This is a genomic window from Streptomyces sp. NPDC021212, from assembly GCF_044332925.1.
Taxonomy (GTDB): domain Bacteria; phylum Actinomycetota; class Actinomycetes; order Streptomycetales; family Streptomycetaceae; genus Streptomyces.
In genome coordinates, this window is record NZ_JBIRPZ010000009.1 from 1 (window position 1) to 18908 (window position 18908).

General features: G+C 71.5%; 18 protein-coding genes and 1 rRNA gene. 14 read left to right on the forward strand and 5 right to left on the reverse strand.

Annotation, left to right across the window (positions count from 1 at the left end):
* The 9 genes from rrf to ACH4SI_RS24030 all read left to right on the forward strand — a co-directional run.
* Positions 1–93 (forward strand): 5S ribosomal RNA (gene rrf / locus ACH4SI_RS23990); the annotation flags it as partial.
* Between the two features lie 73 nt (positions 94–166).
* Positions 167–823, forward strand: coding sequence for an HAD family hydrolase (locus tag ACH4SI_RS23995; protein WP_398298827.1), 657 nt, complete (start codon positions 167–169; stop codon positions 821–823).
* A 25-nt stretch (positions 824–848) separates the two neighbouring features.
* A complete protein-coding gene (locus ACH4SI_RS24000; protein WP_398298829.1) occupies positions 849–2057 on the forward strand; it encodes an MFS transporter in 1209 nt (402 codons plus the stop codon).
* Positions 2026–3198 (forward strand): acetoin utilization protein AcuC, encoded by a 1173-nt coding sequence (locus tag ACH4SI_RS24005; protein WP_398298831.1) that lies wholly within the window; start codon positions 2026–2028, stop codon positions 3196–3198. The genes ACH4SI_RS24000 and ACH4SI_RS24005 overlap by 32 nt, the downstream gene beginning before the upstream one ends.
* Before the next feature lie 101 nt (positions 3199–3299).
* Positions 3300–4115: a phosphatase gene (locus ACH4SI_RS24010; protein WP_398298833.1), complete on the forward strand. Its 816-nt coding sequence runs from the start codon at positions 3300–3302 to the stop codon at positions 4113–4115.
* A gap of 131 nt (positions 4116–4246) precedes the next feature.
* Positions 4247–4456 carry a helix-turn-helix domain-containing protein gene (locus ACH4SI_RS24015; protein WP_135341538.1) on the forward strand — a complete coding sequence of 70 codons (210 nt, stop codon included), beginning with the start codon at positions 4247–4249 and terminating at the stop codon, positions 4454–4456.
* A 122-nt stretch (positions 4457–4578) separates the two neighbouring features.
* Positions 4579–4677 carry a 30S ribosomal protein bS22 gene (locus ACH4SI_RS24020; RefSeq protein WP_003948845.1) on the forward strand — a complete coding sequence of 33 codons (99 nt, stop codon included), beginning with the start codon at positions 4579–4581 and terminating at the stop codon, positions 4675–4677.
* A gap of 185 nt (positions 4678–4862) precedes the next feature.
* The gene (locus ACH4SI_RS24025) at positions 4863–5906 is read left to right on the forward strand and encodes an NAD-dependent epimerase/dehydratase family protein (protein WP_398298835.1); all 1044 of its coding nucleotides are present in this window, start codon (positions 4863–4865) and stop codon (positions 5904–5906) included.
* A 14-nt stretch (positions 5907–5920) separates the two neighbouring features.
* The gene (locus ACH4SI_RS24030) at positions 5921–6961 is read left to right on the forward strand and encodes a lysophospholipid acyltransferase family protein (RefSeq protein WP_398298837.1); all 1041 of its coding nucleotides are present in this window, start codon (positions 5921–5923) and stop codon (positions 6959–6961) included.
* A gap of 235 nt (positions 6962–7196) precedes the next feature.
* Here the strand turns inward: ACH4SI_RS24030 and ACH4SI_RS24035 are convergent, their stop codons facing one another.
* The 4 genes from ACH4SI_RS24035 to ACH4SI_RS24050 all read right to left on the reverse strand — a co-directional run bounded on the left by ACH4SI_RS24035 (position 7197) and on the right by ACH4SI_RS24050 (position 11287).
* Entirely contained in the window at positions 7197–8468 is a 1272-nt protein-coding gene (locus ACH4SI_RS24035; protein ID WP_398298839.1) for a DUF5667 domain-containing protein, read from the reverse strand.
* 214 nt (positions 8469–8682) lie between these two features.
* Complete coding sequence (locus ACH4SI_RS24040) at positions 8683–9522, reverse strand: ECF subfamily RNA polymerase sigma factor, BldN family (RefSeq protein WP_398298841.1); 840 nt, start codon at positions 9520–9522, stop codon at positions 8683–8685.
* 468 nt (positions 9523–9990) lie between these two features.
* A complete protein-coding gene (locus tag ACH4SI_RS24045) occupies positions 9991–10914 on the reverse strand; it encodes an HAD family hydrolase (RefSeq protein ID WP_398298843.1) in 924 nt (307 codons plus the stop codon).
* 94 nt (positions 10915–11008) lie between these two features.
* Entirely contained in the window at positions 11009–11287 is a 279-nt protein-coding gene (locus ACH4SI_RS24050; protein ID WP_398298845.1) for a glutaredoxin family protein, read from the reverse strand.
* A gap of 347 nt (positions 11288–11634) precedes the next feature.
* Here ACH4SI_RS24050 and ACH4SI_RS24055 point away from each other — a divergent pair, with 347 nt between their 5' ends.
* Genes ACH4SI_RS24055 through hemB form a run of 5 tightly spaced genes read left to right on the forward strand, consistent with a single transcriptional unit; the run spans position 11635 to position 17588 of the window.
* Positions 11635–12465 carry a redox-sensing transcriptional repressor Rex gene (locus ACH4SI_RS24055; protein ID WP_398298847.1) on the forward strand — a complete coding sequence of 277 codons (831 nt, stop codon included), beginning with the start codon at positions 11635–11637 and terminating at the stop codon, positions 12463–12465.
* Positions 12462–13961 carry a glutamyl-tRNA reductase gene (locus ACH4SI_RS24060; RefSeq protein ID WP_398298849.1) on the forward strand — a complete coding sequence of 500 codons (1500 nt, stop codon included), beginning with the start codon at positions 12462–12464 and terminating at the stop codon, positions 13959–13961. Before ACH4SI_RS24055 ends, ACH4SI_RS24060 begins: the two co-directional genes overlap by 4 nt.
* Entirely contained in the window at positions 13958–14926 is a 969-nt protein-coding gene (hemC, locus tag ACH4SI_RS24065; RefSeq protein ID WP_398298851.1) for a hydroxymethylbilane synthase, read from the forward strand. The genes ACH4SI_RS24060 and hemC overlap by 4 nt, the downstream gene beginning before the upstream one ends.
* Entirely contained in the window at positions 14923–16587 is a 1665-nt protein-coding gene (locus ACH4SI_RS24070) for a uroporphyrinogen-III synthase (RefSeq protein ID WP_398298853.1), read from the forward strand. The genes hemC and ACH4SI_RS24070 overlap by 4 nt, the downstream gene beginning before the upstream one ends.
* Positions 16584–17588: a porphobilinogen synthase gene (gene hemB / locus ACH4SI_RS24075; RefSeq protein WP_398298855.1), complete on the forward strand. Its 1005-nt coding sequence runs from the start codon at positions 16584–16586 to the stop codon at positions 17586–17588. The genes ACH4SI_RS24070 and hemB overlap by 4 nt, the downstream gene beginning before the upstream one ends.
* A 70-nt stretch (positions 17589–17658) precedes the next feature.
* Here hemB and ACH4SI_RS24080 read toward each other — a convergent pair whose 3' ends face one another.
* Complete coding sequence (locus ACH4SI_RS24080) at positions 17659–18765, reverse strand: serine hydrolase domain-containing protein (protein ID WP_398298857.1); 1107 nt, start codon at positions 18763–18765, stop codon at positions 17659–17661.
* Positions 18766–18908: the final 143 nt, after the last annotated feature.

An 18908-nucleotide genomic window follows, 5' to 3' on the forward strand; every position in this document is an offset into this window, starting at 1 on the left:
ACGCCCGGTTACATTCCGAACCCGGAAGCTAAGCCTTTCAGCGCCGATGGTACTGCAGGGGGGACCCTGTGGGAGAGTAGGACGCCGCCGAACAATCTTTGGAAAAGGCCCTGTGGAGAGCTGATAGCTCCCCACAGGGCCTTTTCGCGTTTGTAGGCTGCACGACATGCGCTACGACATGGTCATCTTCGACAACGACGGAGTACTCGTCGACAGCGAGCCGATCTCCAATCGGCTCCTGTCGGGCTATCTCACCGAGCTGGGACACCCCACCAGCTACGAGGACTCCCTGCGGGACTACATGGGATCCGCCATGCACCGCATCCACGATCTGGTCCTGGAGCGCACCGGGCAGCGGCTGCCCGCCGACTTCGACGCCACCTTCCACTCCCGCGTCTTCGCCGCCTTCCGCCGTGAGCTGGAACCCGTGGTCGGCGTCGCCGCGACACTCGGCGCTCTGCGGGCGGACGGGATCCCGTACTGCGTCGCCTCCTCCGGAAGCCATGAGCGCATACGGGTCGCCCTGCGGAAGACCGGGCTCTACGACTTCTTCGGCGAGGACCGCATCTTCAGCTCCGAGGACGTGGGCCGCGGCAAGCCCGCCCCCGACCTGTTCCTCCACGCGGCGAGCCGCATGGGCGCGACTCCCGGGCAGTGCGCCGTCGTCGAGGACAGCCCGCTCGGGGTGCGGGCCGCCCTGGCGGCCGGGATGGACGCGTACGGCTTCACGGCCATGACCCCGGCCGACCGGCTCCCGGGTGCCCGGGCCCACTTCTCGGACATGGCCGAACTGCGAATACTGCTCAGCTCTACCCACAAGTAGCGCCGGGGGCCTAGGCTCCGCGGACATGACGGATACGCGCCCGGGCCCACGGTTGCGGCATGGCCGTGCCTCGCTGGCCATCAGCTTCTTCGTCCAGGGCGCGATCTTCGCTCTCCTCGTGACCCGGATACCCGCCCTCCAGGACCGCTACGGGATATCCGACGGGCTGCTGCCCCTCTTCCTCGCCGCCGTGCCCGTTCTGGCCGGCGTGGGCAGCGTCGCCACCGAACACCTCGTCAAGCGCGTGCGGCCGGGGCGGGTGCTGCGCCGGGTCCAGCCCGTCGTCTCGCTCGCCCTGCTCGCGGCGGGGTCGGGTACCAAGGTGTGGCAGCTCGCTGCGGCGCTCGCGGTCTTCGGCCTCACCGTCGGGGCGCTCGACGCGTCGATGAACATGCTCGGGGTGAGCCTGCAACGCGCGTACGGGCGGAGCATCATGCTCGGCTTCCACGCCGCGTACAGCCTGGGCGGGATCGCCGGGGCCTCGCTCGCCTGGGTGGGCGCGCACTGGGACCTGCCGCTGCCGGTGCTCTACGCGCCACTCGTGGCGGCCCTCGTGCCCGTCGCGTTCGTCGCGGCCCGTTGGTACGCGGACGACGAGGGCCGACCAAGCGCGGCGGGCACCGCGGAGCACAGTGCCGTGAGCATGAAGCTGCTGCTGCCGCTCTGCCTCGTCATGGCCTTCGCCTACATCGGTGACTCCACGGTCTCCAACTGGTCCGCCAAGTACCTGGAGGACGTGCTGCACAGCTCCGATCAGCTGGCGACCGTGCCGTACAACGTCTACATGGTCACCACCCTCCTCGGCCGGTCCTTCGGCGACCTCGGGGTGCGGCGCTTCGGCGCGGCCGCCGTCGTGCGGGCCGGGGCGCTGCTCGCGGCGGGCGGGTTCGCGGTGGTCGCGGCGGCGCCCGGGGCCTGGGTGGGGATGCTGGGGTTCACGCTGCTCGGGCTGGGGCTGTGCGTCCTGGTGCCGCAGACGTTCGCCGCCGCCGGTCGGCTCTTCCCCGGGGCATCGGACGCGGCCATCGCGCGCCTGAACATCTTCAATTACGTGGGCTTTCTGATCGGTTCGCCGCTCGTGGGCGCGCTGGGAGGCGCGTGGAGCTACCGCGGGGCGATGCTCGTGCCGTTGGCGCTGGTCCTCGTCACGCTCGCCTATGCGAGGTCGTTCAGCGCTGCACCAGCCCGATACGGTGACGGGCATGAGCGGCCGCGCACAGTTGATGTGGGATGAGGAAGTAACCGGATACGACTTCGGGCCCGGGCACCCGATGGACCCGGTCCGGCTCGCGCTGACCATGCGGTTGGTGGAGGCGTACGGGCTCGACCGGGCGGTCGAGGTGGTGGCCGCCAAGGCGGCCGGCGACTCGACGCTGCGGCTCGTCCACCGCCAGGAGTACATCGATGCGGTCCGGCGGGCGTCGGCCGATCCGGCGGGCGCGGACGGTTCGTACGGGCTCGGGACCATGGACGACCCGGCGTTCGCCGGGATGCACGAGGCGTCGGCGCTGATCGCCGGGCAGTCGGTGGGCGCGGCGGAGAGCGTCTGGCGTGGTGAGGCGCTGCACGCGGTGAACTTCACCGGCGGGCTGCACCACGCCATGCCCGGCGGCGCCGCCGGGTTCTGCGTCTACAACGACGCGGCGCTTGCGGTGGCCCGGCTGCTGGAGCTGGGCGCCGAGCGGGTCGCGTACGTGGATGTGGACGTGCACCACGGCGACGGCGTGCAGGCGGCCTTCTGGGACGATCCGCGGGTGCTGACGATCTCGCTGCACGAGCACCCGCGCACCCTCTTCCCGCAGACCGGATGGCCCGAGGAGACGGGCGGCGAGCACGCCGAGGGCTCGGCGGTGAACGTGGCGCTCCCGGCCGGGACCGGGGACGCCGGCTGGCTGCGGGCCTTCCACGCGATCGTGCCGGAGCTGCTGGCCGCGTTCGGCCCGCAGGCGCTGGTGACCCAGCACGGCGCGGACACCCACATCGAGGACCCCCTCGCGCACCTGGGCGTGACCGTGGACGCGCAGCGCGCGGTCGCGGAGAGCTGCCACCGACTGGCCCACGAGCACGCGGACGGGCGCTGGATCGCCCTCGGGGGCGGCGGCTACGCGGTGGTGGACGTGGTGCCGCGGTCGTGGACGCATCTGGTGGCGATCGCGGCGGGGCGGCCGGTGGAGCCGGAGGCGGAGGTGCCGGAGGAGTGGCGGCACGAGGTCTACCGGCGGACCCGGCTGGAGGCGCCGCGGCGGATGACGGACGGGCGCGAGCCGGCCTGGCAGGACTTCGCCGAGTCCGGCTACGACCCGGCGGACCGCCTGGACCAGGCGATTCTGGCGACCCGGCGGGCCGTCTTCCCCCACCGCGGCCTGCTTCCCTAGCGACCCGCCCCGCGCTTCTTCGTACGCCAGTGTTAGGCCGACCGTGGGAACTCGGGGCGTTCGCCTTCGGGCGCGTACGGAGATCCAGCAGCATCGGTGGGGTGTTGAGTACCGCCGCGCTGCGTGCGCATCTGCTGGCGGCGCGGCTCGCCGGGCCGGTGGCCACCAGCCGGGAGGAGAGCCTGCGCCGCTACCGGCTCTTCGCCGCCCGCGACCCCCGGGTGCTGCTCGGCCTGGAGCCCGAATACGACTGGTCCTTCGCCGAATTACTTCGCCTCATGGGGAGTAAATGCGGGGTTTCGGTCAACCCGGCAGATGTCTCCGGTCACGACGTGATCGATCCGGAGCGTACGATCGTCGCCCTGCAGATCTTCGCGGATCGGCTCCGGGTGGCCGCCGAGACTCGGGCGCCGGTGCTCCTGGGCACCGGCCACCCCCACCGTCTCCTGGGTTTCTACGCCGCGTTGGCGTCGGCCCTCTCGGCGGCCGGATGCCCGATCCTCACCCCCGCGCAGGGTAGATGTGTCGACATAACGACTCGCTTTGGCGTACGTACGTACCAGCTCACCTACGTACGGGGCGTCGCGATGGTGCGGGAACCCGGCGCTCGGCCGACCGCGAATGAGCCGGGCGCCCACAGTCACTCGCCCCTCCCGGTTCGCGTCGCCCTCGCCTGTGCCGCGGAGTCCGGCGGGCCACTTCCGGGGCTGGTGATCGGGGACCACGGATGGGTCTGCGGAGCAGGTCAACTGGGGTTTGCGGCCATCGGGCTGGGCGACACCGACGACCCCGCGCCGTTCGTCGGGGAGGCCGAGGGACAGGTGTCCGTGGCCGTTCCACTTGATGACGCTGTGCGGTCTGGTTACTACCGGCCGCTTACTCGCTATGTACTCAATCGAGCGTGTCTGTCACAGTAGGCGTGCGATCGCTACTCCTCTTCCCCACTCGCATCACCCGCCCCTAACCTGGGGATGAGCGCGCATGCGAGCAGGAGTCACCGGAGGGGAAGCCGGTGCCCGACATGTGCGGAAGGTTCAGGTGGTGTGTCATGGCTGCTGGCGAACGGCCTCTGAATGAGGTTCAGTTTCTGACCGTGGCGGAAGTCGCCGCGGTGATGCGAGTCTCCAAGATGACCGTGTACCGATTGGTGCACAGTGGTCATCTGCCGGCGATCCGAGTGGGCAGGTCCTTCCGGGTCCCGGAGCAAGCGGTGCATGAGTACCTCCGCGAGTCCTATGTGGGGGTGGAGTCCGCTTAGGCCGCTTAGGCTGACGACCCTCGGATTACGTGGTTCGCCCGGTGGCGGGTAGGCTGGCCCGATGTAGGTCGTGTGGGCTCGGACGCCCCGCACCGAGTGATTCGAAGTGAGCGAGGGTAGTCGTGGGCTCTGTTATCAAGAAGCGGCGCAAGCGGATGGCTAAGAAGAAGCACCGCAAGCTGCTCAAGCGCACGCGCGTCCAGCGTCGTAACAAGAAGTAGGACCAGCGGCGCTGTGTTCGTCCCGCAGCCCTTCCACCCATGGTGGAAGGGCTGCGGTGCGTGTGGCGGGGCCCCGGCTTAAAACGTCGCACCTCGCGGCGAGTGGTCATCACAGCGCAACATCGAGCGGTTACGGTGTTCCGCACAGCCCAGCTCGGACGAGGGTGGGAAGGAAGGCGCTGATCTTGGGAAAGGTCGTGCTCGTCACCGGAGTCGCCCGCCGGCTGGGGGGCCGCTTCGTACGGCGCATACAGCGCGAGCCGGACGTCGACCGGGTCATCGGAGTGGACGCGGTCGCTCCCGAACACCAGCTGGGCGGAGCCGATTTCGTCCGGGCCGATATCCGTCACCCCACGATCGGGAAACTGCTCGCCGAATTCGGCGTCGACACCGTCGTCCACATGGACATCAACGGCACCCCGCTCGGCGCCCGCGGCAATCGCACCTCGGTCAAGGAAACCAACGTCATCGGCACCATGCAGCTGCTCGGTGCCTGCCAGAAGGCGCCGTCGGTCCAGCGGCTGGTGGTGAAGTCCAGCACCAGCGTGTACGGCTCCGCGCCCCGTGACCCCGCCGTCTTCGGCGAGACCACCCCGCCCAAATCGCTGCCGAGCGGTGGCTTCGCCAAGGACACCGTCGAGGTCGAGGGGTACGTACGCGGCTTCGCCCGGCGCCGCCCCGACGTCGCGGTGTGCGTGCTGCGCTTCGCCAACATCCTGGGGCCGTGCGCGGACTCCCCGCTCGCCGAGTACTTCGCGCTGCCGGTGCTGCCCACCGTCATCGGCTACGACCCGCGGCTCCAGTTCGTCCACGAGAAGGACGCCATCGAGGTGCTGCGGATCGCCGCCTCCGAGCCGCGCCGCGGCACGCTCAACAGCGGCACGTTCAACATCGCGGGCGACGGGGTGCTGCTGCTCTCCCAGGCCGCCCGGCGCCTGGGCCGCCCCACCCTGCCGCTGCTGCTGCCGACCCTCCGATGGGCCCGCACCGCGCTGCGGTCCCTCGGCATCACCGACTTCTCGCCCGAGCAGGTGCGGCTGCTCACCCACGGCCGGGTGGTGGCCACGACCCAGATGCGCGAGACCCTGGGATTCGACCCCGAGTACACCACCGCCGGCGCCTTCGCGGACTACGCGCACAGCCGCGGTCCTGGGCTGCTCCCGCCCGAGACCCTCGCCCGTACCATCGACCGGCTCGGCGCACTGCTGCCCGCCGGCACCCAGAATTGAGGAGCGCGACCACCATGGCGGATGCCAAGGTCATTCCGTTCGGTGAGGAACCCCGGTCCCGGCGGAAGGGACTGCGCACCGGCCGTTCGAACCGGTCCCAGGGCCCGCTGAAGCCCGTACCGCAGCAGCGCGACGAGGAGCTGGAGCACCCCCAGACCTCCGCGGCGGCCGCCCCGCCCTCGCCCCCGCACCCGCCGAAGCGGGCGCCGGGCGGCGGCGACTGGGAGCGCAAGCTCGCCCACGGCCTGAGCTTCCTGCGCCGCCGGATCACCGGCGAGTACGAGGTCGACGACTTCGGCTACGACGAGGACCTCACCGACCAGGTGCTGATGTCGATGCTCCGCCCGATGTACGAGAAGTACTTCCGGGTCGAGGTGAAGGGCATCGAGAACATCCCGGAGAGCGGCGGCGCGCTCGTGGTCGCCAACCACTCCGGGGTGCTGCCGCTGGACGGGCTGATGCTCCAGGTCGCGGTGCACGACAACCACCCGGCCCAGCGTCATCTGCGGCTGCTCGCCGCCGATCTGGTCTTCGTGCTGCCCGTCGTCAACGAACTGGCGCGCAAGGCCGGTCACACCCTCGCCTGCTCCGAGGACGCCCAGCTGCTGCTGGAGCGCGGTGAGGTCGTCGGGGTGATGCCGGAGGGCTTCAAGGGCATCGGAAAGCCGTTCGCGGACCGGTACAAGCTCCAGCGGTTCGGGCGCGGCGGCTTCGTCTCGACGGCGCTGCGCGCCGGGGCGCCGATCGTGCCGTGCTCGATCGTGGGCGCGGAGGAGATCTATCCGATGGTCGGGAACGCGAAGACGCTCGCCCGGCTGCTGGGGATCCCGTACTTCCCGATCACGCCGACGTTCCCGCTGCTCGGACCGCTGGGTGCGGTGCCGCTGCCGACGAAGTGGACGATCCAGTTCGGGGAGCCCATCCCGACGGACGGGCATCCGCCGGAGGCCGCGGACGACCCGATGCTGATGTTCAACCTGACGGATCAGGTAAGGGAAACGATCCAGCACACGCTCTACAAGCTGCTCGTGCAGCGCCGTTCGGTGTTTTTCTGAGGGCTCTCAGGGCGAGGCCGTGTCGTGGTGCGGGCCCCAGCCCGACGGACGGAGTCCGGCGCGGCCGGCCGAAGCTTGGGAGGCCCGCCAGGGCCGAGCAATGCGAGGGTGGCCAGAGCAAGGGGGCCAAGCTGCTCGTGCAGCGCCGCTCGGTGTTCTTTTAGCCGCTCGGTTTTAGTACTGCCGGTCGGGTCCGGCGTCACCGCCGGACCCGACCGCCCTTCACGTTGGTCGGCTACCTCGTGTCGTCGCCGTCGAGATCGAGCCCCGGCAGCAGGTCGGGCAGCAGCGGCGGGATGGTGATGTCCGGCTGGGGCGGCTTGCCGCCGCCCGCGTCGCCCTTGCCCGCGGACGGGCTCGGCGTCGTCGCCGCACCGGCGCCGGTCGGCGGGTCCAGCAGGCCGCCGGCGCCGCCCACCAGGCCCTGCCCCTCGGAATCGGCCGACGCCGACGGGCGCGGCCGGGCGGAGGCGTCCCCGGGGCGGCTGTGGCTCGGGGCGGCCGACGAGGACGCCGACTGGCCGCGCTCCGGCTCCACCACGCCCGGACGCGGCGGCAGCTCGCCGCTCGGCTGACCGGACTGCCCGTGCTGCTCCCGCGAGGTGGGCAGCAGCGAGCGCAGCGGACCGACCTCATCGTCTATGGCGTCGAAGACCGAACTGACCTGCTCGCCGACGTCCATGAGCTGGACCGGCAGCTGCTCGCGCAACCGGCTCCAGCCGTCGCGGTGCGCCGTGGCGAAGGTGGACAGCTCCCGCATCGCGCCGAGCGAGCCGTCCCGCTTGTACACCTCGCGCAGCAGCCGGTGGCCCTCGGAGGCGTCGTGGCGCATGCCGGACAGGGCCCGGCGGATCTCGCCGAGCTGGTCGTGGTCGAGGTCGCCGGAGCGGGTCCGCTCCATCAGCCGGCGGGCCTCGTTCAGCCGGGTGGACGCCTGGTCCAGATAGATCCGGCCGCGATCGGCGTCGCCGTCGGCCATCTCCAGCTTCAGGTCCTCCATGCCCCGCTTGACCCCGTAGAGGGTGTCGCCCGGGAGGGCGTCGGAGCTGGCCGCGGCGACTCCGCCGAACGCGCCCGCCGCGACTCCCACGGTGAGCCCCCCGGCCGCGAGCCCCTTGGACCAGCGGGAGCGGGGCCGGAGTCTGGCCACCGGGGGTTTCGCCCGGTGGGCGCCGCTGGTGCGGCGGCGCTGCTCGGGAACGCGGGACGCGCCGTCGGCGAAGGCGGCCTCCATGGCGGCGATCAGCTGGGCCCGCTGGGTGGTTTTGACGTCGGCGGACAGCGTCGGCGCGGGCAGCTCGCCGAGCTGCCGCGCCAGGCCCACCAGCCGCTGCTGGCCGGGGCTGTCCGCCGCCGGGCCGGACGGTTCGGCCCCGGCCCTGCCTCCGGTCGCGGTCGCCCCGGTCGTGTCCTGGGACGCCTGGTGCCGGCTCTCCAGAGCCTCCAGGGCCTCCAGCGCCTCGGCGAAGGCGTTCGCCCGCCGGTGCGCCGATACGTTCGCGATCACGGGCGGCACCTCCTCTTCTCGTGACGGTCGACTCCCCAGGACACCTGGAGGTTCCGTGCCATGCGCGCGTCCACCCGATCGAGTGAGGGGACTACGGGCAGGGTACGACCGCGAGGCGCCTGCATCTCCCACAACGAGCGGCGCAGCACAGGGGTTACGCCCTCCTGATGATCGGACCACACGTCGCGCCGCCGTTTCCGGGGGGTCGACGGGGTCAGCGGGCGTCGTCCGGCAGCAGCCGGGCCAGGGTGCGTACGGCTCGGTACTGCAGGGTTTTGATGGCGCCCTCGTTCTTCCCCATGACGCGGGCGGTCTCGGCGACCGAGAGGCCCTGGAGGAAGCGGAGCGTCACGCACTCCTGCTGCTGCGGGTTGAGTTTTCGCACCGCCTGGAGCAGCGCCGCGTTGGAGAGGGACTCCAGGACGGAGTCCTCCGGGCTGCGCTCGACCTCGTTGGCGTCGAGCATCTCGCCGGTGGTGACCTCCAGCCGGAAGCGGCTGGACTTGAAGTGGTCGGCGACGAGATTGCGGGCGATCGTGACCAGCCAGGCGCCGAAGTCGCGGCCCTGCCAGGTGAAGGTCCCGATGCGGCGCAGGGCGCGCAGGAACGTCTCGCTGGTGAGGTCCTCGGCCGTGGCCCGGCCGCCGACCCGGTAGTAGATATAGCGGTACACCGTGTCGGCGTACTGGTCGTAGAGCCGGCCGAAGGCCTCGGCCTCGCCCGCCTGGGCGCGCTCCACGAGGTCCATCATCCGGCGGCTGTCGCTGTCGGCGCTGGGCCGGCGGGCGGTGGAGGCGGAGCCGCGGGAACGTCTGCCGACCGCCGCGCCGCCATCGGTGAGGGCATAGCAGGGGCTGGCGGTGCCGGACCGGCTGACCGTGCCGTCGGCCGACCCGGCCGGACGGGCAGGACCGGCCGGACCGACGGGCACGGGCGAGGCGAGGGCGAGGGCGGGGACGGCATACGCGGTGGGGACGATTCCGCGCAGACAGTCGAGGACCGTTGCGCGCAGCGTAGCCAGGCCCGAGGCGTCAACCCCGACGTGTGGGTACACGGGACTCCCAGAGGCAGAGCTTCCATCACGTGCAGTACGGGACCGTTCACCCGCCGTAGGGACGCGTGGGTACCGGTTTGCGTCTAAGGAGAATAACGCTTCGTATAGGCGGCGCTACACCCAGTTGCTCAAATCATCGTTTCCGTCTGCTTCGTTATGCGTTGATGACAGATCAAGTGTCGAATGCAGTATGGGAGTTGATCGGAAACCTTCGCTGCTTGTGCACTGGAATGGCGTGTTGTGACATACGGGCGGTAAGGGGACTGGCGGGGGCGCTATGGGGCGGGAAACGCGGATTGACTGAAACGGGACGGACGCGGTCGTCCGATGACCGTTCTGATCGCTGCCCACGCCGTCACGCAGCGCGACGAACGGTCAAGGCCGGGCATACCGGGTCACCCTCGTACGGCGACGGTGGGTCACGGTGACGGGGGCGCCGCCGGAGGGGCTTTCCGGGGCGAACGGCCGCTAGCGCCTGCGGCGGTGGAGGGCCACGGCGGCGGCCGTGCCGCCCGCCACGGCGCCTACGCCGGCCGCGGCCGGGATGCCGATGCGGGCCGCCTTGCGGCCGGTGCGGTAGTCGCGCAGCCGCCAGCCGCGCTCGCGGGCGTGCTTGCGCAGCTGCCCGTCGGGGTTCACGGCGTAGGGGTGGCCGACGATCGACAGCATCGGGATGTCGTTGGAGGAGTCGCTGTACGCCGCGCAGCGGCTCAGGTCGAGCCCCTCGGCCGCCGCCAGCGCCCGTACGGCCTCCGCCTTCGCCGGGCCGTGCAGCGGTTCGCCGACCAGTTTGCCGGTGTACACGCCGCCGACGGACTCGGCCACCGTCCCCAGGGCCCCGGTCAGGCCCAGCCGCCGGGCGATGATCGTCGCGGTTTCGACGGGGGCCGCGGTCACCAGCCACACCCGCTGCCCGGCGTCCAGGTGGGCCTGGGCGAGGGCCCGGGTGCCGGGCCAGATGCGGTCGGCCATGTACTCGTCGTAGATCTCCTCGCCGATCGACATCAGCTCGGCGACCCGGTGACCCTTGACGATCGACAGCGCGCTGCTGCGCACGTCCTCCATGTGGGCCGGGTCCTCGACCCCGGCCATCCGGAACCACGTCTGCTGCCAGGCGAAGCGGGCCAGCTCGCGTTTGCGGAAGAAGTGCCGCTTGTAGAGGCCGCGCCCGAAGTGGAAGATCGCGGCGCCCTGCATGACCGTGTTGTCCAGGTCGAAGAAGGCGGCGGCCTGCTCGTCCCCGACGACGGGGAACTCCGGCTCGGCGGCGGTCTGTGGCGGGGGCGTCTCGGCCGACGACTTGCGCGCAGCCTCGGCCGATGCCTCTCCGGCGAGGACGCTCCGCTCCGTAGCGGGCTGTCGACGTCGGGTGAACCATCCCAGTGCGGCCATGGAGCGAGCATAGCCACGCCCCCGGTGCTTCCCGTTACGCCCGGGTGTCGAGCGGATTCAGGTTACGCGAAAGGGGGGCAGGCGGGAGTGGGCGTCAGCCGCCGAGGGCGGCGCGCAGCCGCTTGGGGTCGACCCGCCAGAAGTCGTGCTGGGTGCCGTCGACGAGGATCACCGGGATCTGCTCCCAGTACTTGCGGTACAGCTCCTCGTCCTGGGTGATGTCCTTCTTCTCCCAGGGCGTGCCCAGCTCGCCGCAGATCTTCTCGATCACGGCCTCGGCGTCCTCGCAGAGGTGACAGTCGGGCTTGCCGATCAGCGTCACCGTGCGCTCGCTGGGCTTCTTGCGGGGGCTACGGCGCAACAGCGGACTCATGGCCCCCATTGTGCGCCCCGTCCGGGGCTCTTCCGGCGAGTTCGGTGGCGGAGCCCGGGTCGGTTTACGATCGTGGGCGATTTGTTGCTGTCCGGGGGTAAAGCGGTGAGGAGTGAGGGCCCGTGCTCCCCTCGGCGTCTCCTTGGTGCGTGCGCGTCCCTGGGGAACGGTGCGACGCTGGTGGTGGTTCCGTGGCCAGGTCGAATGGGTGCGTGACACCGGTCACTTTGCTCGGACAAAGCGGACACCATCTTTGTGCACGCGTTCACAAAGACATAGCCTGGCGTCGATGGGGCGGCCTCACGCCGTACGGCCGCCCGCAGCCCCGCTCTACCCGCAGGAGCACCGTGGCAACTGGCCGAACTCACCGACCGGCGACCCGAAGCCGAGGAATCCCCGAGGCCACCGTCGCCCGGCTACCGCTGTATCTGCGCGCCCTGACCGCGCTCTCCGAGCGCTCGGTGCCCACGGTGTCCTCCGAGGAACTCGCGACCGCCGCCGGGGTCAATTCGGCCAAGCTGCGCAAGGACTTCTCGTACCTCGGCTCGTACGGCACCCGGGGTGTCGGCTACGACGTGGAGTACCTCGTCTACCAGATCTCGCGGGAGCTCGGCCTCACCCAGGACTGGCCGGTCGTGATCGTCGGTATCGGTAATCTCGGCGCCGCGCTCGCCAACTACGGCGGCTTCGCCTCCCGCGGTTTCCGGGTCGCCGCGCTGATCGACGCCGATCCGGCGATGGCCGGGAAGCCGGTCGCGGGCATCGCGGTGCAGCACACGGACGAGCTGGAAAAGATCATCGACGACAACGGGGTATCGATCGGCGTCATCGCCACCCCGGCCGGCGCCGCCCAGCAGGTCTGCGACCGCCTCGTCGCGGCCGGGATCACCTCGATCCTCAACTTCGCGCCCACCGTGCTGTCCGTGCCGGAGGGCGTGGACGTCCGTAAGGTCGATCTCTCCATCGAGCTGCAGATCCTCGCCTTCCACGAGCAGCGCAAGGCGGGCGAGGAGGCCACACCTCCCGAGCGGGAGACGGCCGGCACCGGCGAGCCGGGTGTCGCGACGACGCCCAAGGCGCCCTCCGTCACCCCGCATCGCCCGGCCGCCGGTGGGTCCGGCGGCGACGGCAGCCGGCAAGGACCTGACGGGGATGTGCCCGCCGTGATGCCGGCATGAGTCTCCTCGTCGTCGGAATGAGTCACCGCAGCGCGCCCGTGAGCGTGCTGGAGCGCGCCGCCCTGGTGGGGGACGAGCAGGCGAAGCTGTTGCAGGACACGCTCGCCGCCGACCCGGCCACCGAGGCCGCGGTGCTGGCCACCTGCAACCGGATCGAGCTGTACGCCGATGTGGACAAGTTCCACGCCGGAGTGGCCGAACTGTCCACCCTGATCGCCCAGCACACCGGCGTCGGGCTGGACGAGCTGACCCCGTATCTCTACGTCCACTACGAGGACCGGGCCGTCCACCACCTGTTCTCGGTGGCCTGCGGGCTGGACTCGATGGTCGTCGGCGAGGGCCAGATCCTCGGCCAGATCAAGGACGCGCTCGCGCTCGGGCAGGAGCTGCACACCGCGAGCCGGATGCTGAACGACCTCTTCCAGCAGGCGCTGCGGGTCGGCAAGCGGGCGCACAGCGAGACCGGGATCGACAAAGCCGGGCAGTCGCTGGTGACCTTCGGCCTGGAGCAGCTGGCCGGGTCAGCCTCGGTGCCCGCGTGGGCGGCCGGGAAGCGCGCGCTGGTGATCGGCGCGGGTTCGATGTCCTCGCTGGCCGCGACGACCCTCGCGCGGGCCGGTGTGGCAGAACTGGTGATCGCCAACAGGACGTTGGAGCGGGCCCTGCGGCTCGCCGAGTCCCTCGCGGGCCACCACGCCGGGCTGGCCGCCGCCGCCGCCGTCGCCGACCGGGCGGCCGACGCCGCGCGCGAGGCCGACCCGGAGCAGCGGCCCGGCCTGATCGCCCGCGCCGTGGCGCGCGACCGGGTGGCGAACGAGCTGCCGCACGCCGACATCGTCGTCTCCTGTACGGGCGCGACCGGCCTGGTGCTGACCGAGGACGATCTGCGGACCGCCCTCACCCAGCGGGCGGGCTGCCCGTCGGGCGGGCATGCCGGCACCGTCTCGCTGCTGGACCTGGCGATGCCGCGCGACATAGACGCGGCGGCGCACCGGATCGAGGGACTGCGGCTGGTCGACATCGAGTCCCTCGCCGAGGCGGCCGCCACCCCTTCCGACGACTCGGGTTCCTCCGCGGTGGCGCTCGCCGCCGATGTCGACGCGGTCCGCGGAATCGTCTCCGCCGAGGTGTCCGCCTTCGGGGCGGCCCAGCGCGCCGCGCACATCACGCCGACCGTGGTCGCGCTGCGTACCATGGCGGCAGATGTCGTCGCGAGTGAGATCGCCCGGCTCGACGGACGCCTGCCCGATCTGGACGACAAGCAGCGCTCGGAGATCACCCAGACCGTGCGCCGGGTCGTCGACAAGCTGCTGCACGCGCCCACCGTGCGGGTCAAGGAGCTGGCGAGCACTCCGGGCGGCGCGGGCTACGCGGACGCGCTGCGCGAGCTCTTCGACCTCGACCCTCAGGCGGTTGCCGCCGTCAGCCGGGCCGACACCGGCTCGGGCCCGGCGGTCGCCGCCGAACCGAACGACCCGAAGGGAGGCCGGGCATGACCACCGCCCCCACCACCCCACTGCGGCTGGGGACCCGCCGCAGCGCACTCGCCAAGGCGCAGTCCGGCCTCATAGCCGACGCGGTGCGCGAGCTGACCGGCCGCCCCGTCGAGCTGGTCGAGATCACGACGTACGGGGACATCTCGCGCGAGCAGCTCGCGCAGATCGGCGGCACCGGCGTCTTCGTCTCGGCGCTGCGCGAGGCGCTGCTGAGCGGCGAGATCGACTTCGCCGTCCACTCGCTGAAGGACCTGCCGACCGCCGAGCCGGAGGGCCTGACCCTGGCCGCGATACCGCGGCGCGAGGACCCGCGCGACGCGCTCATCGCGCGCGACGGCCTCACCTTCGAGCAGCTGCCGCCCGGCGCCCGGATAGGCACCGGATCGCCGCGCCGTGCCGCTCAGCTCAACGCGTGGGCGCGGTCGTTCGGGCTCGATGTCGAGACCGTGCCGATCCGCGGCAACGTCGGCACCCGGATCGGCTACGTCCGCTCCGGTGAACTGGACGCCGTGGTGCTCGCCGCCGCGGGGCTGATCCGCCTCGGGCAGATCGGCGAGGCGACCGAGATCCTCGACGCCGACCATGTTTTGCCCGCCCCCGGCCAGGGGGCCCTGGCAGTCGAATGTGCCGCGGAGGACGCGGAGCTGACTGCCCTGCTCGCCGGACTCGACGACCCGCACACGCGGGCCGCCGTGACCGCCGAGCGTTCCCTGCTCGCCGCCCTGGAGGCCGGCTGCAGCGCACCTGTGGGGGCGCTGGCCGACCTGTTGGGCGACGGTCAGGTTGTCACCGAAATGCGCCTGCGCGGCGTCGTCGGCACGACCGACGGCTCGACGCTGGTGCAGCTGTCCACCACCGGTCCCGTACCCGCGTCGCCCGACAAGGCCGCGGACCTCGGTCGCGAACTCGCCGCCGAGATGCTTGCCAAGGGTGCGGCCGGTCTTATGGGGGAGCGAGCACTTTGAACCCCAACGCCCCTAACCACCCCGGCTGCGGGCACGTCACCTTTCTCGGTGCCGGCCCAGGAGATCCGGGCCTACTGACGCTGCGTGCCGTGGAGGCACTGGCCGCCGCGGACGTGCTGATCGCCGACCCGCACGTCCTCGACGTGGTGCGTACGCACGTCAGGCCGGGCGTGGCCGCGGAAGCTCAGGGCACGCCTGGGCAGGCGGGCCCTGACGTGTCGTCAGGCATCGCCGAGGTCCCGGTACTCCGGGACAGCACCAATCTTGTCATGGCGGCCGCGCGCGGCGGCAAGCGGGTCGTCCGCGCCGTCGCGGGCGACCCCGGCCTCGACGGGAACGCCGCCGACGAGATGCTCGCGTGCGCCGCCGAGGGCATCGTCTTCGAGGTGGTCCCCGGTGTCGCTTCCGCGGTGGGCGTGCCCGCCTACGCGGGTGTGCCGCTGCGGGACTCCCAGGGCGCCGATGTGCGCTTCGTGGACGCCCGCACCGCCGACGAGCGGTGCTGGAGCGAGGTCGGCTCGTCCGACGCGACGGCCGTCGTCTCCGCCACCCTGGAGACGGTCGCGGCCGCCGCGGGCGAGCTGGTGTCCGCGGGCCGCAAGCCGGACACCCCGCTGACCGTCACCGTGGCGGGCACGACCACCCGCCAGCGCACCTGGACGGCGACGCTCGGCAGCATCGCGCAGGTGCTGAAGTCCGCGAAGGTGCTGCCGTCGCCGCAGGGCGCGCAGCCCGTCATAGCGGTCGTCGGCGAGAGCGGCGCGGCCGAGCGGCGCGATCAGCTGTCCTGGTTCGAGTCCAAGCCGCTGTTCGGCTGGAAGGTCCTGGTGCCGCGCACCAAGGAGCAGGCCGCCTCGCTCTCGGACCAGCTGCGTTCGTACGGCGCGGTGCCCAGCGAGGTGCCGACGATCGCCGTCGAGCCGCCGCGTACCCCGCAGCAGATGGAGCGCGCGGTCAAGGGCCTGGTCACCGGGCGCTACGAGTGGATCGCCTTCACCTCGGTCAACGCGGTCAAGGCGGTGCGCGAGAAGTTCGAGGAGTACGGGCTCGACGCCCGCGCGTTCGCCGGGATCAAGGTCGCCGCGGTGGGCGAGCAGACCGCCAAGTCGCTGATCGAGTTCGGTGTGAAGCCGGATCTGGTGCCCAGCGGTGAGCAGTCCGCGGCCGGGCTGCTGGAGGACTGGCCGCCGTACGACCCGGTCTTCGACCCGATCGACCGGGTGTTCCTGCCGCGCGCCGACATCGCCACCGAGACCCTGGTCGCCGGGCTGATCGAGCTGGGCTGGGAGGTCGACGACGTCACCGCGTACCGCACCGTGCGCGCCTCGCCGCCGCCGGCCGAGACCCGTGAGGCGATCAAGGGCGGCGGGTTCGACGCGGTGCTGTTCACCTCGTCGTCCACCGTGCGGAACCTCGTCGGTATCGCCGGCAAGCCGCACAACGTCACTGTCATCGCCTGTATCGGCCCGGCCACCGCGAAGACCGCGGAGGAGCACGGCCTGCGGGTGGACGTGCTGTCGCCCGAGCCCTCGGTGCTCAAGCTCGCCGAGGCGCTCGCGGACTTCGGCGCGGCGCGGCGCCAGGCCGCGGTCGAGGCCGGGGACCCGGTCACGCGCCCGAGCGAGCGACGGCCCGGATCGCGAAGGAGGGCACGCTCTTGAGCACGCGGTACGGCAGCTTCCCCGGGGCCCGTCCCCGTCGGCTGCGTACGACACCCGCGATGCGGCGCATGGTCGCGGAGACCCGGCTGCACCCGGCCGAGCTGATCCTTCCCGCGTTCGTGCGGGAGGGCGTCAGCGAGCCGGTGCCGCTCCAGTCGATGCCGGGCGTCCTCCAGCACACCCGGGACACCCTGCGGAAGGCCGCGGCCGAGGCGGTCGCGGCGGGTATCGGCGGGATCATGCTGTTCGGGGTGCCGGAGGAGTCCAAGAAGGACGCCGTCGGCACCCCCGGCACCGACCCGGACGGGATCCTTCAGGTCGCCATCCGCGATGTGCGCGCCGAGGTCGGCGACAACCTCGTGATCATGTCCGACCTGTGCCTGGACGAGCACACCGACCACGGCCACTGCGGCGTCCTGGACGCCGAGGGCCGGATCGACAACGACGCCACCCTGGAGCGCTACGCCGAGATGGCCCGCGCCCAGGCCGACGCGGGCGCCCACACGGTCGGCCCGAGCGGCATGATGGACGGCCAGGTCGGCGTCATCCGCGAGGCCCTGGACGGCGCCGGGTACCAGGACGTGTCGATCCTCGCCTACACCGCCAAGTACGCCTCCGCCTTCTACGGCCCGTTCCGCGAGGCGGTCGGCTCGTCGCTCAAGGGCGACCGCAAGACGTACCAGCAGGACCCGCCCAACGCCCGCGAAGCCCTGCGCGAGCTGGAGTTGGACCTGTCCGAGGGCGCCGACATGGTCATGGTGAAACCGGCCCTCCCGTACCTGGACATCCTGCACCGGATCGCCGACGCGGTGGACGTGCCGGTGGCCGCGTACCAGATCTCCGGCGAGTACGCGATGGTCGAGGCGGCCGCCGCCAACGGCTGGATCGACCGGGACCGCGCCATCATGGAGACCCTGACCTCCATCCGCCGCGCGGGCGCGGGGATGATCCTCACCTACTGGGCCACGGAGGCCGCCCACCGCCTGAACCGCGGCGAGTAGGTCTTCCCGCCACGTTTCCACGCTGTACGGGCCGGATGCGCACCCTGCGCATCCGGCCCGACTGCGGCTGTCAGTCGGCGAGCGCGGCGTTGACGAGTGCCTTGATGTACGGGAGGTCGTTGCCCGTCCCGGTCGGATTCAGGGAGTACACCAGGCGGTGTCGGAGGTCGCGGGTGGCGAAGACGCCGTTGTCCCAGCCGGGGCGGGAACCGGTCTTGCCCCAGGCGTACTCGCCGTTCGGGAGCTGGTGGCGCAGGAGTCCGCCGATGCTGTAGCAGGCCGTCCGGCCGACGCAGTTCGTGTTGTCGGCGGCGCTCGGCACGTTCGGTACCCGGAACACCAGCTTTTGCTGGGAGGGCGGAAGCAGGCGGCCCCGGAACAGCGCGGTGATGAAGCGGTCCAGGTCGGCGGCAGTGGAGATCATGCCTCCCTCGGCCCACGGGTACGGGCTCTGCTCGGTCACGTCCTGCCCGTCGAGGTACACCTCCGCGTGGGGTGAGGGGATCGTCGGGTCGTCGGCGGCGGGCAGGCTGGTGTGGCGCAGGCGCAGCGGCAGGATGATCCTGCGCTCCAGTTCGTCGGCGAAGGAGCGGCCGGTGACCTTCTCCACGATCAGGCCCAGCACGAGGGAGTTGAGGCCGTTGTACTGCTGCTCGGAGCCGGGCGCGGGCGGCGTGCCGGTGGCCGCGGCGAACGAGTCGCGCAGACCGTCTTCGGGCGTCACGGACTTGAGCTGCCATCCGAGCCCGTCGGCGGGGCCGGGAGTGGGGGCGGGCTTGGGCAGGCCACTCGTGTGGTCGAGGAGCTGGCGCACGGTAACGCCGTCGTACGCCTTGGGCAGCACCTCGGGAACGTATCGCCGCGCCGGCGCGTCCAGGCCGATCCGGTGCTCGGCGACGAGCTGGAGAATCACCGTGTTGGTGAACATTTTGGTGGCACTGCCGATCCGAAAATGCGCGTCGGCGGTGACCGGGCCGGCGGTTGCTCCCACGCCGTCCCGTCTGAGCAGCGCGCCCGCAACGATGTCGTCGGGCAGGTGGTCGAGGATGCCCTGGACAGTCGGCTTCACGGACGCCGGAGCGCTGGAAGCAGACGTGGCGGCGGCCGTGGGCAGAGCCGCGCCGACCGTGAGCGCGGTGGCCAGGGCAAGGGTGCTGACGGCGAGGCGGATACGCATCGAAGTCTCTCCAGGACGGCTCGGACGGGTGTTGTTGACAACGTCAACTCTGCTGCGTACAGCTGCGGTCGCCCATCAGTGATCGCCCTGATCACAACCCTGGGCTGCCCCTGAAAGAGGGGGCAATCCCGAGAAGCCGGTGG

Excerpts from the sequence above, each read along its gene's own strand:
- ACH4SI_RS24015 (WP_135341538.1), top strand. The coding sequence starts at position 4,247 with ATGGCTGCTGGCGAACGGCCTCTGAATGAGGTTCAGTTTCTGACCGTG.
- ACH4SI_RS24005 (WP_398298831.1), top strand. The coding sequence starts at position 2,026 with ATGAGCGGCCGCGCACAGTTGATGTGGGATGAGGAAGTAACCGGATAC.
- hemC (WP_398298851.1), top strand. The coding sequence starts at position 13,958 with ATGACCACCGCCCCCACCACCCCACTGCGGCTGGGGACCCGCCGCAGC.
- ACH4SI_RS24060 (WP_398298849.1), top strand. The coding sequence starts at position 12,462 with ATGAGTCTCCTCGTCGTCGGAATGAGTCACCGCAGCGCGCCCGTGAGC.
- ACH4SI_RS24080 (WP_398298857.1), bottom strand. The coding sequence starts at position 18,765 with ATGCGTATCCGCCTCGCCGTCAGCACCCTTGCCCTGGCCACCGCGCTC.
- ACH4SI_RS24045 (WP_398298843.1), bottom strand. The coding sequence starts at position 10,914 with ATGGCCGCACTGGGATGGTTCACCCGACGTCGACAGCCCGCTACGGAG.
- ACH4SI_RS24050 (WP_398298845.1), bottom strand. The coding sequence starts at position 11,287 with ATGAGTCCGCTGTTGCGCCGTAGCCCCCGCAAGAAGCCCAGCGAGCGC.
- ACH4SI_RS24000 (WP_398298829.1), top strand. The coding sequence starts at position 849 with ATGACGGATACGCGCCCGGGCCCACGGTTGCGGCATGGCCGTGCCTCG.
- ACH4SI_RS23995 (WP_398298827.1), top strand. The coding sequence starts at position 167 with ATGCGCTACGACATGGTCATCTTCGACAACGACGGAGTACTCGTCGAC.
- ACH4SI_RS24030 (WP_398298837.1), top strand. The coding sequence starts at position 5,921 with ATGGCGGATGCCAAGGTCATTCCGTTCGGTGAGGAACCCCGGTCCCGG.